Genomic DNA, 17357 nt, shown 5'->3' on the forward strand with positions numbered 1-17357 from the left:
ATTTTTAGGCAAATCAAATTAGGGATATTAATTTGATTATTTTTTAATTAATATACCGCATGGTACAGTAATTAAAAATCATTTTTCAAGGTATGACCTAAACTGTTTTTTTTGGATTTTTTTGTGCAAATGAATATTGGACGTCCTAAGGATTTAGTTAAAAAGAAACAAATATTAGAGGCAGCTAAACGTTTGTTTCTAAAACAGGGCTTTCATGGTTCAAGCATGAATCAAATTGCCAAAGAAGCTGGCGTGACTAAACTGACGGTGTATAACCATTTTCAAGATAAAGAATCGTTATTTACCTATGCAATTGCAGAAACGTGCGAAGAATCAATCAATGCTCGGCGAATCCAATTACACCCTGAATCCAATTTTTTAGAAGACTTCTATCAGGTGTGTAGTTTAGCGCTGCAAATTGTCAATCTTCCTGAAGCCATTAAGCTTGAGCATTTATTATTAGAATTGGCAGCAGAGCAAAATCCTTTGGCTGAACCTTTTTATAATGCATCTCATAAGCGGTTATTTGTGGTTTGGACTGATTTTTTTGCTCAAGCGATTGAGCACGGATTTATCCAGAAAGATGATGCTGAAAAGCAAACACATTTGCTCCTTTCTTTACTCTTAGGGCATCGACATCATGAAGTATTGTTAGGTGTTCGTCAGGTTCCCAGTGAAGCAGAATGTGATGAAATTATTCATCAAGCCATCGAATTATTTATGCTGAAATACAAAAAATAGCTCTCTCCATTCTTAAATGGCGTATTTTTCACCTAATTTTCTTTAAATTATTTTGCAATCGCTTGGCATGTCATGAATAAGCGGTATAGTCAAAAGAACAAGAAAAGGAGAAAAAAATGATTCAACAAATTGATGCTCCATTACGTGAAGACGTACGCTTACTCGGTAATCTTTTAGGAGAGACTTTAAAAGAACAAGCTGGACAAGATTTGTTTAATCAAGTTGAACAAATTCGTGCACTCGCGAAAGGTGCACGTGATGGTGATAGTGAAGCTGAAAAACAATTAGAAAGTTTATTTTTAAGTTTAAAAGATGATGAGATTCTTCCACTGACACGCGCTTTTTCACATTTTCTGAACTTTGCCAATATTGCAGAACAATATCATGTGGTACGTAGCCGTCGCCAAAATGAGTTTGATAAAAACGGCGCTGCAGCGAATGTCCTTATTCCCCTTTTTGAAAAATTTCAACAACAGCTGATTTCAGCGGAAACCCTTTATCAACAAATTTGTGAGCTAAATATTGAGCTTGTACTCACCGCACATCCTACGGAAGTTAGTCGTCGCACCTTGATCCAAAAATATGATGGGATCAACGAGTGTTTATCTAAGTTTGATCAGCAAAAGCTGACCCCCAAACAGCGCGCTCAAGTTCTTTCTGAATTAAAACAATTGGTTTGTTCAGCATGGCAAACCGATGAAATTCGCCAACATCGTCCAACCCCAATTGATGAAGCAAAATGGGGTTTTACTACCATTGAGCAAACTTTATGGAACGCTATTCCTAAGTTTGTCCGTGAATTGAATCAATTGGTTCAAGAGCATTGTTCTCAAGCTTTACCTTTAGATATTGCACCTGTGCGGTTTGCATCTTGGATGGGTGGTGACCGAGATGGAAACCCAAATGTTACACACAAAGTGACTCAAGAAGTTTTATGGTTATCTCGATGGAAAGCCGCGGATCTCTACCTCCGAGATATTGAAGATTTACGTTGGGAGCTTTCTGTTCAGGCGTGCAGTGATGAACTAAAGGCTGCCTTAGGTCAGCCTCATCCAGAGCCTTATCGTGAATATTTAAGAACAACACGTGAACGCTTAAAAATTACAAGAGAATGGCTCACTGCAAAATTACAAGGTCAACATTCTGATGTGGATCGTAGCCAGATTATTCATCACAAAGATGAGTTGTTGCAGCCATTATTGTTATGTTATCGCTCATTAGTCGATTCAAACCTTTCCGGTATTGCTCAAGGAAAGTTACTCGATTTTATTTATCGCGTGAATTGTTTCGGTATTGAGTTATTAAAACTAGATATTCGCCAAGAGTCAGGTCGTCATCGTCAAGCAATTTCAGCGATTACTGAGTATCTTGGACTTGGCAATTTTGAGACATGGACTGAACAAGCCCGTCAAAACTTCTTATTACAAGAACTGCAAAGCAAACGCCCTTTACTTCCTAAGCATCTTAATGAATCTGCTCAAAGTCTTATTGAGCATCCTGATGTTCAAGAAGTATTCGCTACCATGCGAACTTTGGCAGAACAACCTGCTGAAAGTCTAGGTGCTTATATTATTTCAATGGCGGAATATCCAAGTGACGTTTTGGCGGTTCTATTACTCCAAAAAGAAGCAGGTATTAAGCAACCTCTGCGTGTAGTTCCATTATTTGAAACGTTAAAAGATTTAGATGGCGCAGCTTCGACCATGAATACTTTATTCAGTATGCATTGGTACAAACAACATATTCAAAACAAGCACGAGGTCATGATTGGTTACTCTGACTCAGCAAAAGATGCAGGTTTCATGTCTGCGAATTGGGCTCAGTACCGTGCACAAGAAGAGTTAACAGCTATTGCCAAACAACATGGTATACAACTCACTTTGTTCCATGGTCGTGGTGGCTCAATTAGTCGTGGTGGTGCTCCAACCCAACAAGCACTATTTTCACAACCACCTGGCTCAATCTCAGGTGCAATCCGTGTGACCGAACAAGGCGAAATGATCCGATTCAAATTTGGATTAGAAGAAATCGCACTGCAAAATTTAGAGATTTATACCGCAGCTACCCTAGAAGCGACTTTACTCCCACCACCAGAACCCAAGGCAGCATGGCGCGAGTTGATGCACAAAATGACGGAACTCTCTGTGAATGTTTACCGTCAAACAGTCCGCGAAAACCCTCATTTTGTCCAATACTTAAGAACCGTGACGCCAGAGCTTGAATTACAGATGCTACCTTTGGGTTCAAGACCAGCGAAACGAAAAATCAGCGGTGGTATTGAATCCTTACGTGCAATTCCATGGGTATTTGCATGGACTCAAATTCGATTAATGCTTCCAGCATGGTTAGGTACTGGTGCAGCCATCAATCAAGTCATTTCAGAAGGTCACAAAGCTGAGCTAGATGAAATGTTAGAACAATGGCCTTATTTCCAAACTTTAATTGATATGTTGGAGATGGTGCTATCTAAATCAGATAGCAATGTTGCATTGTATTATGAATCTCATCTCACCCAAGATGAAAATCTTAAAGTATTGGGTGCGGAACTACGCCAACGCTTACATGACGCAGTACAAACTTTATTGGCGATGAAAGGTGAATCTAAATTACTCAGTTCTAATGAAGTTCTTGATCAAGCCATGAAGATCCGTAAACCCTATCTCCTTCCATTACACCTGTTACAAGCAGAACTCATGAAAAGACGTCGCGAATATTTAGCTGAACGAACTGTCGAACAAACTGAGGTTGACCATGCATTAATGGTAAGTATTGCAGGTATTGCTGCTGGATTACGTAATACGGGTTGATTTCACGACTGTCTATGCTCAAGTACCTTTATGGGCTTGAGCAATTTAAAGACTTTATTCTAATTTTCAGTAATGACAACAAAGCACCTATAAATTTTTTACTCAATATGGATATAGATTTTTTTGATATAGCTGAATTGCAATAGGCTGATTTTACTTTATTTTTAAAACATATTTTTTTTACCGATGGGTAAAAATTTAATAAAAGTCAGACCATTAGTTTTAATAATTTTTCAAGAAACAGATGATTTCTCATAAAACAGGCGTATGATGTGCACAATTTAACTATTGAGTGCTCACTTTATGACCAGTTGGTTTCCTAAATGGCGTCCCTTCACGGATGATATTGATACGCGTCCTGTTGGCACGACCGAATATTTACCTCCTGCGCAAAGTGTAGTTCTTGGCATTCAACATGCTTTTGCCATGTTTGGTGCGACAGTTTTAGCACCATTATTAATGGGTTTTGATCCTAATCTTGCTATATTAATGTCAGGTATTTGTACCCTGTTATTTTTCCTCATCACTGGCGGTCGAGTGCCCAGTTATTTAGGCTCAAGCTTTGCTTTTATTGGTGTAGTCATCACGGCAACGGGCTATGCCGGTGCTGGAGCAAATGCGAATATTGCATTAGCTGCTGGGGGAATTATTGCCTGTGGTGTACTTTATGCCTTAATTGGTTTTCTGGTGATGGCAACAGGTACTCGATGGATTGAAAAGCTCATGCCTCCTGTCGTAACAGGTTCTGTGGTCATGATCATCGGTCTGCATCTTGCACCGGTAACGGTAAAAAGTGTCGCGGGTAATCCATTTAATATGTGGATGGCATTGATTACTGTCATGTGTATGGCTTCAATTGCAGTATTCACCAAAGGGATGCTACAACGCCTACTTTTACTTGTAGGTTTGGTGCTGTCTTATATCGTATATTTTGTTATTACGAATATCATGGGTTACGGTACTCCAATTAACTTCGCGCCGATTACACAAGCTGCATGGTTTGGTCTTCCTAACTTTCATGCTCCTGAGTTCAGTACGAACGCGATGCTCATCATTGCTCCTGTAGCTTTGATTTTAGTGGCTGAAAACTTAGGTCACATCAAAGCTGTCTCTGCCATGACTGGTGAAAATCTAGACTCACATATTGGAAAAGCGTTTGTAGCCGATGGTGTTGCAACATCATTAGCCGGTGGTGTAGGTGCTCCAGGCATGACCACTTATGGTGAAAATATTGGCGTGATGGCTGTGACACGTGTCTATTCCACGATTATTTTTGCCATCGCAGGTGTATTCGCAATTTTCCTTGGCTTATCACCAAAATTTGGTGCAATTATTCAAACCATTCCAACTGCGATTCTTGCCGGTGCATCAATTGTGGTGTTTGGTTTAATTACCATAGCTGGTGCTAAAATTTGGATCGAACATCGTGTCGATTTCTCTAAAAATAAAAACCTCATGATTGCTGCGATCACGCTGATCTTAGGTACTGGTGACTTTGCGCTTCAATTTGGTAGCTTCAATTTAGGTGGTATTGGAACGGCTACCTTTGCTGCATTATTCCTGAATTGGTTCTTTAGCTTAGGTGGAAAGTCTAACTAAAAATCTATCGCATATAAAAAAAGAGAGCTTAATGCTCTCTTTTTTAATTTTTTATTCTAATTAAGTATTTTAAGATTTTTTTCAATCGGTTGAGGTCGACCAAAATAATAGCCTTGAAACGTATTACAGCCATTTTCTTTCAGAACTTGGAACTGCTCTTCAGTTTCTACACCCTCTGCCACCACATTCAGATCGAGAATCTGTGCTAAATCAATAATCGTTTTCACAATAGCAATATCGCGTGGATTACCGACAATATTTTCTACAAATGAACGATCAATTTTGAGTTGATCCAGTGGAAGCATTTTGAGGTAATTCAATGAAGAATATCCTGTTCCAAAATCATCCATAGAGAATCTTAATCCACGCTCGATGAGCTTTTTCATTTTCTCAATTGAGTTATGCATATCGGTATAGAACATACTTTCAGTGAGTTCTAAACGTAATAATGTTGGATCAATTCCTGCTTCATCAATAATCCGAAGCACATTTTTATCAAAGTCAGTCTTACGGAATTGTTCGACACTAATATTGACTGAAATCGTCCAGTTTGAAGATTCTGGGTATTGGCTCCAATCTTTTAACTGTTGGCATGCTAATACTAATACACGATTACCAACATCATGTATGAGATCAGTTTTCTCCACTTCTTCAATAAATCGACCTGGTAAAATCAAACCGTGTTCAGGATGACTCCAACGTAGCAAGGCCTCATACCCAATCACTTCCTCTTCACGATTTACTAAAATCTGATAATAAAGTTGGAACTCATCTCGTAATAAAGCTAATCTTAAATCATTTAATAAAGCAGCTTTAGCAATAACACTTTGTTCCATTTCAGGATCAAAAACACATATGCAGTTTTTACCATTTTCTTTAGCTTGATACAGCGCCATGTCGGCGTACTTAAGCAACTCATTTTTTGGCAATTTTGAATTACGGAAAATAAAAATTCCGATACTAGAGCTAGTATGGATTTTATTATCCTTTAATACGAAAGGCTCATTTAATGCAGCACGAACTTTATCAGCGATTTGCATCACTGCTTGATTAGCAATCGTTTCATCTGGATCTAAATCTGAAAGAATAATTAAAAACTCGTCTCCACCAAGACGGACAATTGCATTCTGCTGTGCCACACACTCCATAAGGCGCACCGAGACCATTTTGAGTAGGTCATCTCCACGATCGTGTCCTAACGTGTCATTAATATTTTTGAAGTTATCCAAATCCAACATCATGAGTGCACTATGTGTACCATTTTGTTTACATGATTCAATCACCTCCAACATGCGTTCTTGCATAAAACGGCGGTTAGGCAATCCCGTTAATTCATCATGTAATGCCATATAACGTGCATGGTCTTCGGAATTTTTTAGCTGTGTGATATCAGTTCGAATGGAGATATAGTTTTGTAAAACGCCATTATTATCTTTAAGCGGCACAATCGTGGTTTCAACCCAATATAAAGAACCATTTTTAGCTCGGTTACAAATTTCGCCTTTCCAAATTTCTCCACTCGAAATGGCTTTCCACATATATTTAAAAAAACTTCTCGGGTGATAGCCTGAATTAATAATTTTATGTGTTGATCCGACCAGCTCTTCATAAGAATACTGTGAGATATTACAAAACTTCTCATTGACATGAGTAATGACGCCACGTGCATCTGTTATGGCAACAATTGAATGTGCATCAATGGCTACTTTATAGTTTTCAAGATCCTTGACTATTTTTTCTAATTGTAACTGGGTATCCATAGCGCCTTCGACCGTCAGTCTAAAAAGTGATGTATCCAAATGTTAACTTAATATTATTTTTTGTAACACTAAGCTTTGTTGAACCAGTTCACAAATCGGCTATATATTTTGTAAATTTCAATGAATAAAAGAGGAAACTAAGTTCCTCATTCTTATTAAGAATTCCGACTATTATGGTCGTATTTCTTTTAACTCTCTTTGAATAAAGTGTTGAATCATCTCTCGATATATTTTTTCCATGACTAATGGATCCACACCATTCTTTGTAGACAATTCACGTATTTTTTCAATCACTATTTCAACACGTTCAGGAGACTGTACATCTTGGATAGTTCTTTTAAATCGCACTGCCTGATCTACGTAATATTGGCGTAAACCAATTAATTCTGTTATAGCTTGATCAATTGAATCTATTTGTGCTCGAGCTTGCTGAAGGGTTTCGCATTTTTCTTTATTGATTTTCAATTGATTCGGTATCCCTGTGTTCAGATTCATTTTCACTTTTGTACTTTTGTTCTAACACATTACTGAAAATACTTTCAATCATCCATACACGATATAAGCTATTAAACACATAACTCTTTCCATCGATACGAAGCTCAAGCACTGGTAAATCAGGTTGTGATTTCATCTCACAGAGTAATTGATTTTCTTCTAGCTTTTGACTGATCGACTCTTCAGTGAGCGTCGTGATATTCAAGCTCTGTTTTAAGGCTTGAATATGAGGTCGATACGATAGATCTTTACCTTTACTCCAAACAGCCTGCAAGATTTCATACATTGCATCAAGACGTTGATCCTCAGGCACACTGTAAAACAATCGTGCTATTTCATATGTCGCCTGCTGAGTCGGTCGGCAAAACGGCGTGAATTTTACTTCTGTTCGTTTAGATAAACGCGTTGCCAAACTCCAATCAAATAAATCTCGTCCCTGATATTGCAATGGATAAACGGTAAGTTGGATATCGTAATAATCGGCAAGTTCTTCTTTAATATAAGCTAACAATAACCAAGAGATCGGATCTTCTAATGCAATATAGAGGTCCAACTCAGGATTCATCGCCTGAATCTCAGATAATTCCTCAGCATCATTCATTAGGTGTTCCCGCCACTCAATATGATTGATGAGAAAAATAGGATTACCAGTCAAGAGTTTTTGTTGTTTTAAACGGCGGGTCAATCTTAATAAATCATCTACCGCATGATACCGACGATCACCGAGCTCAAAAAAGCTTGCTAAAACTGGCGTGTGATCAAAAGTTCGCTCAGCGATTTGTTGTTCTTTTCGATGTCGACTGGCCATGACATACAAAGTACGTAATTTTCCATATTGCTGTTGCCACAACATATGGAAGACATCTTCCAATAAATAGAGAAAATTTTCACCTGTTAATGGTGTATTTCGTAAAATCGTTTCTGCCTGTTGAATCGCTTCAGCACTTGGTATTTCAGGCTTTTCATTATCGAATCCGAAACGATGCTGGTACGCTAAAATTTGGGCATCACGTAGACTGTAATCTTGCCACTCTTCAGGACTCATATCATTTGGAGCTTCAGCAGCAGTATCTGAGATAACAATTTTTAACGGCTTAATTTCATCTTTTAAAATGTCATTTAATTGTGCCAATTGCTGGACTGCAAGATAACTATACACATCATCTAAACGAAGATAGATCGTTAAACCCTGCTCAGTTGACAAGACCTCTTGACGATTTGGTTTCTGATAAAACCAACTCGATCGTAGCGGATCAAACCAACGGCGTAACAATGACATGAGATGTGCCTCAGATGATTTTACTGGTAAATTATGTGCTCAAAGTATCGAATTCATCGCTTTTTCTAAAACTAAAAAAGTTTGAACGCGAGCAAAACTTATATCAAGACAAAGAGAATTGATCAATATTTATGACCTTTCTATCAAATATTGTCATTAATGTAATTGACGCTTTCAGATGAAATTCAAACTTTTCTTGATTAAAAAAGCATCCCGAAGGATGCTTTTGAATCATGATCGATCTAGTTTATAAGCAGATTAGATGTCACGTACCGCACCTTTTGCAGCACTTGTTGCATGCATTGCATACGCTTTCAGTGCTTTAGATACTTTACGTGGACGCTCTTTCGCAGGCTTCCAACCTTTAGCTTCTTGCACTTCACGGCGCGCTGCCAATACATCATCAGCAACTGCTAAGTGAATCGTACGGTTTGGAATATCAATTTCGATACGGTCGCCATCTTCAACTAAAGCAATTGCACCGCCTTCAGCCGCTTCTGGAGACACGTGACCAATTGAAAGACCTGATGAACCACCCGAGAAACGACCATCAGTCACAAGTGCACAGTCTTTACCTAAACCTTTTGATTTTAAGTAGCTTGTTGGATACAGCATTTCTTGCATACCCGGACCACCTTGTGGACCTTCGTAACGAATCAGAACCACGTCACCTGCTACGATTTTGCCGCCTAAGATTGCTTCTACTGCATCATCTTGGCTTTCAAATACGCGTGCTGTACCGTTAAATTTCAAAATCGAGTCATCTACACCAGCCGTTTTTACGATACAACCATCAAGTGCGATGTTACCGTAAAGGACTGCTAAACCGCCGTCTTTAGAGAAAGCATGTTCTGCATTACGAATCACGCCATTTTCACGGTCGCCATCAAGACGTGTGTAGTAACGGTCTTGTGAGAATGCTGTTTGTGTTGGTACACCGCCCGGTGCTGATTTAAAGAAGTTATATACCTCTTCATTTTCAGTACGAATAATGTCCCACTTATCTAAAGCATCTTTCAATGTTTTTTCATGTACGGTTGGTACAGAAGTATCTAACAAACCTGCACGGTCTAATTCGCCAAGGATCGACATGATCCCGCCTGCACGATGGACATCTTCCATGTGAACATTTTTAACCGCAGGTGCAACTTTACACAGTACAGGCACTTTACGTGATAAACGATCGATATCGTCCATTGTAAAATCAACTTCTGCTTCATGCGCAGCCGCTAATAAGTGAAGTACTGTATTGGTAGAACCACCCATCGCGATATCTAAAGTCATGGCATTTTCATAAGCAGCTTTAGGGGCAATGTTGCGAGGTAATACGCTGTAATCGTTTTGTTCGTAATGGCGTTTTGTGATTTCAACAATCAACTGACCCGCACGCTCAAATAATTTTTTACGGTTGGCATGCGTTGCAAGTGTTGAACCATTACCCGGTAAAGATAAACCTAATGCTTCTGTTAAACAGTTCATTGAGTTTGCAGTAAACATCCCTGAACATGAACCACAAGTTGGACATGCAGAACGTTCGTATGCTTTTACTTCTTCATCTGTGTAGTTGTCGTCTGCAGCAACAATCATGGCATCCACAAGGTCAATCGCTTGTTCACCACCACGAATTTGGACTTTACCAGCTTCCATCGGGCCGCCTGAAACAAACACCACAGGAATGTTTAAGCGCATTGCCGCCATCAACATTCCCGGTGTGATTTTGTCGCAGTTCGAGATACAAACCATTGCATCTGCACAGTGTGCATTGACCATGTATTCAACTGAGTCAGCAATCAAGTCACGCGATGGTAATGAATACAACATTCCGTCGTGACCCATTGCAATACCGTCGTCTACTGCGATTGTATTAAATTCTTTAGCTACACCACCCGCTTGTTCAATCTGACGTGCAACAAGCTGACCTAAGTCTTTAAGATGCACATGACCCGGTACGAATTGTGTGAATGAGTTGACTACTGCAATAATTGGTTTGCCAAAATCTTCGTCTTTCATTCCAGTTGCACGCCATAAGCCACGTGCACCCGCCATATTTCTTCCGTGTGTTGATGTTTTCGAACGATAGTCAGGCATTTTTATTTCCAACTTAAGCTGAGCTCGATGAATATGTATTCAATCTGGCTAAATGATACTGAAATATAAGGCTAAATCAGTTGAACCTTACTTCTATTATGACAGCTTTCTGATTAACAGTTAACCATTGCTTGCAATTGTTCGTATAGGTCTGATTTGCCCTCAACGATCTAAATCGATGTAAGAGATGTGATCTACTATAAACCCTTATCTGAAATCGTAATACAAAACTTTCATGAATCTTTTTTTAAAAATACATAAATTTTATTAATCACACCTTAAGCACAAAATGCACATGAAAACGTTTCAAATTACGACCTTATTTGGGCGAAAATCGCTTTTGGCATATAATGTTCTTTATATTGTTTTGGAAGTGTCTGAGTGAAAATCATCTTTGCGGGAACCCCTGAATTTGCAGCGAGTGCATTAGCAGCTTTGCTAAAGACTTCTCATGAAATTGTTGCTGTGTATACGCAGCCAGACCGTAAAGCAGGACGTGGACAAAAACTGACAGCGTCAGCGGTAAAGCAATTGGCGCTTGAGCACAATATTCCTGTTTACCAACCTTTACATTTTAAATCGTCGACTGAGGAAGGTTTGGCTGCTCAAGCTGAACTCAAGTCTTTCAATGCTGATGTGATGGTGGTCGCAGCATACGGTTTAATCTTGCCTCAAGTCGTTTTGGATACACCTAAATACGGCTGCTTGAATATTCATGGTTCCTTATTGCCTCGCTGGCGAGGTGCAGCCCCTATTCAACGTGCTATCGCGACAGGTGATACTGAAACAGGTATTACGATCATGAAAATGGCAGCTGGTCTAGACACTGGTGACATGATGTTTAAAACGATGTGTCCTATTACGGCTGAAGATACTTCCGCAACCTTACATGATAAACTGGCTCAACAAGGGGCTGAAGCCACTCTCGCTGTTTTAGAAAGTGAAGACACTTTAAAGCATTATTTAGATACACGTGAAGTTCAAGATGAATCACTTACAGTGTATGCTCATAAACTGTCGAAGGCTGAAGCTCAAATTAACTGGGCAAATGATGCTGTGACGATTGATCGTAATATCCGTGCTTTCAATCCTTGGCCCGTAGCTTTCACACCTATTGATGAATCCAACAATTTACGCATTTGGAATTCGAAACTTTCTCCACTCACTCCATCAACTCAACAAATCGGTGAAATCATCGCTGTCGATCAGGATGGTGTTCACGTTGTGTGTGGTGATCATCAAGTGATTTGCCTCACTCAACTTCAGTGGCCAGGCGGTAAAGCGCTCAATGCTGCACAAATTCTACAAAGTCAAAAATTGCAGCCAGGACAGATCTTCGCATGAGCCAACAATCTTCTCATTTAAATTTACGCGGACATGTGATTAAAACATTACTGGCCGTTCAGAATGGACAATCCCTCACCTCTGTTCTTTCCCAACATCTTTCATTGGTTGGTGAGCGTGATCGGGCCTTATTTCATGAATTGACTTTAGGCACTTTACGCCAATGGCATGCACTTAAAGCAATTACTCTCCCTCTTCTGACTAAACCGCTCAACAATGAAACCGTTGAAAGCTGCCTATATTTAGGTTTATATCAACTGCTTTGCACGCGTATTCCAGCACATGCGGCTATCTCAGAAACGGTAACAGCCACCAAACAACTTGGTTTTGAAGCTTTAAGTGGCGTCGTGAATGCGATTCTACGTCGTGTTTCACGTGAAACTGAAGAATTCGGCGAAGCATTAGACCAAGCCCATGGTTTACCTAGTTGGCTATTTAAACGCTTGAAAAAAGATTGGCCAGAGCATCTTCAAATGCTTTCAGCTGAGCTTAAACTGGCTGCGCCTTTGACACTACGTGTAAATGAACGACAAGTAAGCCGTGAGGAATATTTAGATATTCTTGATGAAGAAGGGATTGATGCTCATCCATGTGAATGGTCCGATGTAGGCATTATCTTAGATCAATCCGTGCATATTCCTCACCTCCCTGGCTTTGAAGAAGGTGGTTTTTCTGTTCAGGATGAACATGCTCAACTTTGCGCGACCTTGTTGCCGAATCTTGATGATAAGATCGTAATTGATGCATGTGCGGCTCCAGGTGGAAAAACAGCACATATTTTAGAGTGTTATCGTCCTAAAAAGCTGTATGCGATCGATCACGACACAAAGCGTTTAAGCCGCGTAAGTGAAAACTTAGAGCGTCTTGCACTTAATCAGTATGCTCCAGTGGAAATACTCACTGCTGATGCTACGGTATGGTCTGCACCTGAACAGGCTGACTGTATTATTCTTGATGCACCGTGTTCTGCTATTGGAGTTGTACGACGTCATCCAGATATTCGTTTACTTCGCCAATCTACCGATATTCAACAAACGGTTGAACTTCAAAAACAAATTCTGAATCACATGTGGCTACAACTCAAAGTTGGCGGATCAATGCTTTATATTACCTGCTCGATTTTGAAAGCTGAAAATGAACACCAAATGATTGATTTCTTCAACACGCATGCAGATGCTCAAGAAATCAAATTAAATGTAAATTGGGGAATTGAACAAATCCACGGCCGTCAGTTATTGCCACAACAAGGTCATGGTGATGGATTCTATTATTGTTTAATTCAAAAGATTTAATGCTATTTTTTAAGATAGTTTATTTCTAATTTACCGACATATAAAAAAGCCATGACTCGTGTCATGGCTTTTTTAATATTGATCTGAAGTAGTTTAATCTTCAAGCTCATCTGGGTTTTTTGCCAAATGAATCATGGCTAAAATAAGACCACCCCATAACAGCACTGTTGAGATAATAAGCATCATTAAAGCAGAAGTATTCATCTTATTTCTCCTCAGGTCCATTGTCTTTTAGACGACTAAAAACAACCGCACAGAATACAAAGATTGCAACTACACCGCCACCAATTGGCAATAGAATCTCAATTGGATAACCGCCATAACCTTCAGTAAATATTGACTTCAAGGTCATCAATAGCGCAGCTAACAATGAGATTGGCGTAACTACAGTCAACATGAAGTTCCAACCAGCACCTAGCTTAATACTAGCATATTGATTTACATGCTCTTGAAGTTGCTTTAACAACGGTCGACGGAACCATGACACCAATACGATTGATAATAAGCCACCCGCGACAATACCAATATTATTGGCAAAGTAATCGATAATATCGACAAACGTAATCGCGCTGTGAGTTGAGAACAATAAAGTTGAAACAATTGCTGAACCACCTGCAATAATTGTCACAGCCTTCTTACGAGACCATCCTAACTTGTCTTGGAAACCTGCGATTGGAACTTGAAGAATACTGACCATGGATGTAATCCCTGCAACTGTTAAAGATGCAAAGAACAAGAAGCCAAATAAGTCTCCGCCAGCCCCCATGCTTGAAATGATTTTAGGGAAAGCGATAAAAGCTAAACCAATACCACCAGATACAACATCGTCAACTGAAGCACCCGCACTGTAGGCCATGAAACCTAATGCTGCAAATACCCCAATACCAGCTAAAATTTCAAAAGATGAATTTGCAAGAGCAACGACTAGTCCAGAACCAGTTAAATTCGTTTTTTTCTTCAAATACGAAGCGTAGGTCAACATAATCCCGAAACCAACGGATAACGAGAAAAAGATATGGCCAAATGCAGCTAACCACACTTTATAGTTGCCCATTGCTTCCCAGTTTGGTGTAAAGAATGCATTTAAACCTTGGACAGCACCTGGTAAACGAATAGCTTGAATCACGAGAATCGTAAATAAAACCACCAATAATGGCATAAAGATCTTATTCGACAATTCCACGCCTTTCTTCACCCCACCATACAGGATGAACATAACGATCGCCCAAACGACAACCAAACCTATAAATAAGGTCGGAACAAATCCAAATGCTAAGCCTTCGCCATTCTGAAGATAGGTGGTGAAAAAGAATTTTTCTGTATCACTTCCCCACTGTTGACCAAATGAGTAGAACATATAACTACCCGCCCATGACAATACACTGGCATAGTAAATACCAATAATTAATGTCACAGCGACTTGCCACCAACCCAATGATTCACCATTCATCAACTTCTTGTAAGCTGTAGGTGGGGCCTTACGGTATTTATGTCCAACTGCATAATCTAAAAATAAAAGTGGAAGACCGGCAGCAAAAATTGCAACCAGATAAGGGATTAAAAATGCCCCGCCACCATTTTCATATGCGACATAGGGAAAACGCCAAATATTGCCTAAACCTACTGCAGAACCAATAGCTGCAATAATAAAACCTGATCTGGCGCTCCAATTTTCACGTGAAGCTGTCATATAGTACCTAATCCGTAAATGGGTACACGCTTACTGCTATTGTTGATGTTATCTCGCAAGTAATTGCATACCATTAAAATTTTGTTGTTTGAATCAGAAACGGCCTTTTGAGCATTTTTTTCGAATTACAAACCACCCCTTATTTAATATTCTTGGTTAAAGAAAGATGAAATAAAGGATGTTTAATGAATCAACAATAGCGCTTTTAATCAGATTTTTCTGTAATTAATTCAGGAAAAAACTGTGTTTCATCATTTTTTTATTCTTATTGATTAATTTTTAACTCAATATGTTTATTTTTAAATCACAGCGTTAATCTAAACTAAATAATTTAAAAGGAGCGTTATGCTCCTTTTAACATAAATAATAATTTATCCTTGTTTAATCACAAGCAATCGCTCTTCTTGCATATCTCGAATTGCTGATTGAATCCCTTCTCGACCTAGACCTGAATCTTTAACACCACCATAAGGCATGTTATCCACACGGAATGATGGAATATCATTAATGATGACACCACCTACATGTAAATGATTCCACGCATACATCATTTTATTCAGACTTTGTGTATAAACGCCAGCTTGCAGACCAAATCGACTTTGATTAATTGTAGCAATGCCTTTTTCAAAATCTTTATACTTCTCTAGAATAGCTACTGGCCCAAAAGCTTCATCTTTATAAATTTCTAAAGACGTATCAACATTTTCTAGCAATATTGGATCAAATAAAGCCCCTTTTACCTGACCTTCGACTAAAACTTTGGCGCCTTTCTTTACCGCTTTATCGACCCATTTTTTAAGCCTTTTAGCTTCTCCCTCCTTGATCATAGGGCCACATAAGGTCAAGTCTGAATTTGGATCGCTCGCTTTGATTTTTTTAATTTTGGAAATTAATTTCTTCTTTAAATCAGTATAAATATTTTCATGGACTAAAATTCTTTGGACACTAATACAAACTTGACCTGCATGGTTATAAGCTCCCCCAATAAGACGATCAATTAACACATCAGATATTTCAGTATCAGGTTCAATTAAAACAGCAGCATTTCCACCAAGCTCTAAGGTGACTTTTTTTCGACCAGCACGTGCTTTCATATCCCAACCGACTTCATCCGATCCAGTAAAACTGAGTAATTTGAATCGGTCATCGGTTACCAAGATATCTGCCTGTTCGCGAGGACAAGGTAAAACTGAAAATGCACCTTGAGGTAAATCAGTTTCAGCCAACACTTCTGCAATTTTTAGAGCAGAAACTGGTGTAAGTGACGCAGGTTTCAGTACGAAAGGACACCCTGCTGCAATTGCAGGTGCAATTTTATGAGCAGTTAAATTAAGTGGAAAATTAAAAGGACTAATTAATGATATAGCACCAATCGGAACATGTTTAATCATACCTGTGTAACCCTGTGCAGCAGCTGTTACAGCCAATGGCATTAAACGCCCATCGTCCATTTGTGTAACAGCATCAGCAGCGATTTGAAAGGTATTTATAAGACGCTCAACTTCAGCCTGAGCTGCTTTTAATGGCTTTCCACCCTCTGCAATCAAAATTGCAGTTAATTCCTCTCTCATTTCGCTAAAGCGTTTGACACAATGTAATAAAATCTTTTGCTTTTGAAATGGTTCTAATTTTGCCATCGCCTGTTCTGCATCAATTGCAGATTGGATTGCTTTTTCTAAAGTATTTGCATCTGCTAAGGCTACTCGGGCAAATATTTTTTGGCTAAATTTATCTTTTACTTCAAGCCATTGACCTGTTTGGGATGCTTTAGAGGCAACATAAAGAGAATAATCACACTCAATTTTTTTTTCTGAATTGGTCATCACGTATCCTTAAATATATTCGGATTTAAAACTTTTAAATTCACTATATCATGACCTCTCAAGCAACTTCTGTTCATGAGTAATTAAGTAATATATTTTTCACTCTTACTTTTTATTATGTAAATGCCTCTATTGCATCTCGCATGCATTTTAGTCACTCATTATTTAAAGCATTAAAAGACAACCACGACCAATTGATTAGGCGATCATTTTTCTATGTACACAGGTGTACCAATAGAAATTAATCATACTTTATGAATTTGAGCATCAGATGGATAAGAGAGGTTGCTATAACTGTTCAAGACATAAAATTTATCGTCTATATGATTATTTATTTCAATTTTTTCACATAAAAAAACACCCCCTTCTATTGAAGGGGGTGTTTAGAATAATGAGCTGGCGATGACTTACTCTCACATGGGTAACCCCACACTACCAT

General features: G+C 38.9%; 12 protein-coding genes. 5 read left to right on the plus strand and 7 right to left on the minus strand.

Annotated features, from left to right (window positions below):
• Window positions 1-123 precede the first annotated feature (123 nt).
• From AC1M9P_RS12135 to AC1M9P_RS12145, 3 genes are all read left to right on the plus strand, one after another.
• The gene (locus AC1M9P_RS12135) at window positions 124-741 is read left to right on the plus strand and encodes a TetR/AcrR family transcriptional regulator (RefSeq protein WP_035268797.1); all 618 of its coding nucleotides are present in this window, start codon (window positions 124-126) and stop codon (window positions 739-741) included.
• Between the two features lie 116 nt (window positions 742-857).
• Window positions 858-3548, plus strand: a complete 2691-nt coding sequence (ppc, locus tag AC1M9P_RS12140) for a phosphoenolpyruvate carboxylase (RefSeq protein WP_481587754.1) — start codon at window positions 858-860, stop codon at window positions 3546-3548.
• 303 nt (window positions 3549-3851) lie between these two features.
• Complete coding sequence (locus AC1M9P_RS12145) at window positions 3852-5147, plus strand: solute carrier family 23 protein (protein ID WP_481587755.1); 1296 nt, start codon at window positions 3852-3854, stop codon at window positions 5145-5147.
• 56 nt (window positions 5148-5203) lie between these two features.
• Here AC1M9P_RS12145 and AC1M9P_RS12150 read toward each other — a convergent pair whose 3' ends face one another.
• From AC1M9P_RS12150 to ilvD, 4 genes are all read right to left on the minus strand, one after another.
• Complete coding sequence (locus AC1M9P_RS12150; protein WP_092768001.1) at window positions 5204-6907, minus strand: putative bifunctional diguanylate cyclase/phosphodiesterase; 1704 nt, start codon at window positions 6905-6907, stop codon at window positions 5204-5206.
• Between the two features lie 171 nt (window positions 6908-7078).
• On the minus strand, window positions 7079-7402 hold the full coding sequence (locus AC1M9P_RS12155; protein WP_481587756.1) for a chorismate mutase: 324 nt from the start codon (window positions 7400-7402) through the stop codon (window positions 7079-7081).
• Window positions 7359-8681, minus strand: a complete 1323-nt coding sequence (locus tag AC1M9P_RS12160; protein WP_481587757.1) for a hypothetical protein — start codon at window positions 8679-8681, stop codon at window positions 7359-7361. Before AC1M9P_RS12160 ends, AC1M9P_RS12155 begins: the two co-directional genes overlap by 44 nt.
• A 258-nt stretch (window positions 8682-8939) precedes the next feature.
• Window positions 8940-10769 (minus strand): dihydroxy-acid dehydratase, encoded by a 1830-nt coding sequence (gene ilvD, locus AC1M9P_RS12165; protein WP_180000371.1) that lies wholly within the window; start codon window positions 10767-10769, stop codon window positions 8940-8942.
• 381 nt (window positions 10770-11150) lie between these two features.
• Between ilvD and fmt the strand changes: the two genes are divergently transcribed.
• Both fmt and rsmB read left to right on the plus strand, forming a co-directional pair.
• Entirely contained in the window at window positions 11151-12113 is a 963-nt protein-coding gene (fmt, locus tag AC1M9P_RS12170; RefSeq protein WP_481587758.1) for a methionyl-tRNA formyltransferase, read from the plus strand.
• Window positions 12110-13405, plus strand: coding sequence for a 16S rRNA (cytosine(967)-C(5))-methyltransferase RsmB (rsmB, locus tag AC1M9P_RS12175; protein ID WP_481587759.1), 1296 nt, complete (start codon window positions 12110-12112; stop codon window positions 13403-13405). Before fmt ends, rsmB begins: the two co-directional genes overlap by 4 nt.
• A gap of 93 nt (window positions 13406-13498) precedes the next feature.
• Here the strand turns inward: rsmB and AC1M9P_RS12180 are convergent, their stop codons facing one another.
• From AC1M9P_RS12180 to AC1M9P_RS12190, 3 genes are all read right to left on the minus strand, one after another.
• On the minus strand, window positions 13499-13609 hold the full coding sequence (locus AC1M9P_RS12180) for a methionine/alanine import family NSS transporter small subunit (protein ID WP_081403317.1): 111 nt from the start codon (window positions 13607-13609) through the stop codon (window positions 13499-13501).
• Between the two features lies 1 nt (window position 13610).
• Window positions 13611-15095 (minus strand): sodium-dependent transporter, encoded by a 1485-nt coding sequence (locus AC1M9P_RS12185; RefSeq protein WP_481587760.1) that lies wholly within the window; start codon window positions 15093-15095, stop codon window positions 13611-13613.
• A gap of 371 nt (window positions 15096-15466) precedes the next feature.
• Window positions 15467-16918, minus strand: coding sequence for an aldehyde dehydrogenase family protein (locus AC1M9P_RS12190; RefSeq protein WP_481587761.1), 1452 nt, complete (start codon window positions 16916-16918; stop codon window positions 15467-15469).
• Between the last annotated feature and the right edge of the window lie 439 nt (window positions 16919-17357).

Source organism: Acinetobacter sp. 25-47-122 (assembly GCF_056779695.1).

Excerpts from the sequence above, each read along its gene's own strand:
- ppc (WP_481587754.1), top strand. The coding sequence starts at position 858 with ATGATTCAACAAATTGATGCTCCATTACGTGAAGACGTACGCTTACTC.
- AC1M9P_RS12145 (WP_481587755.1), top strand. The coding sequence starts at position 3,852 with ATGACCAGTTGGTTTCCTAAATGGCGTCCCTTCACGGATGATATTGAT.
- AC1M9P_RS12150 (WP_092768001.1), bottom strand. The coding sequence starts at position 6,907 with ATGGATACCCAGTTACAATTAGAAAAAATAGTCAAGGATCTTGAAAAC.
- AC1M9P_RS12155 (WP_481587756.1), bottom strand. The coding sequence starts at position 7,402 with ATGAATCTGAACACAGGGATACCGAATCAATTGAAAATCAATAAAGAA.
- AC1M9P_RS12160 (WP_481587757.1), bottom strand. The coding sequence starts at position 8,681 with ATGTCATTGTTACGCCGTTGGTTTGATCCGCTACGATCGAGTTGGTTT.
- ilvD (WP_180000371.1), bottom strand. The coding sequence starts at position 10,769 with ATGCCTGACTATCGTTCGAAAACATCAACACACGGAAGAAATATGGCG.
- rsmB (WP_481587759.1), top strand. The coding sequence starts at position 12,110 with ATGAGCCAACAATCTTCTCATTTAAATTTACGCGGACATGTGATTAAA.
- AC1M9P_RS12180 (WP_081403317.1), bottom strand. The coding sequence starts at position 13,609 with ATGAATACTTCTGCTTTAATGATGCTTATTATCTCAACAGTGCTGTTA.
- AC1M9P_RS12185 (WP_481587760.1), bottom strand. The coding sequence starts at position 15,095 with ATGACAGCTTCACGTGAAAATTGGAGCGCCAGATCAGGTTTTATTATT.
- AC1M9P_RS12190 (WP_481587761.1), bottom strand. The coding sequence starts at position 16,918 with ATGACCAATTCAGAAAAAAAAATTGAGTGTGATTATTCTCTTTATGTT.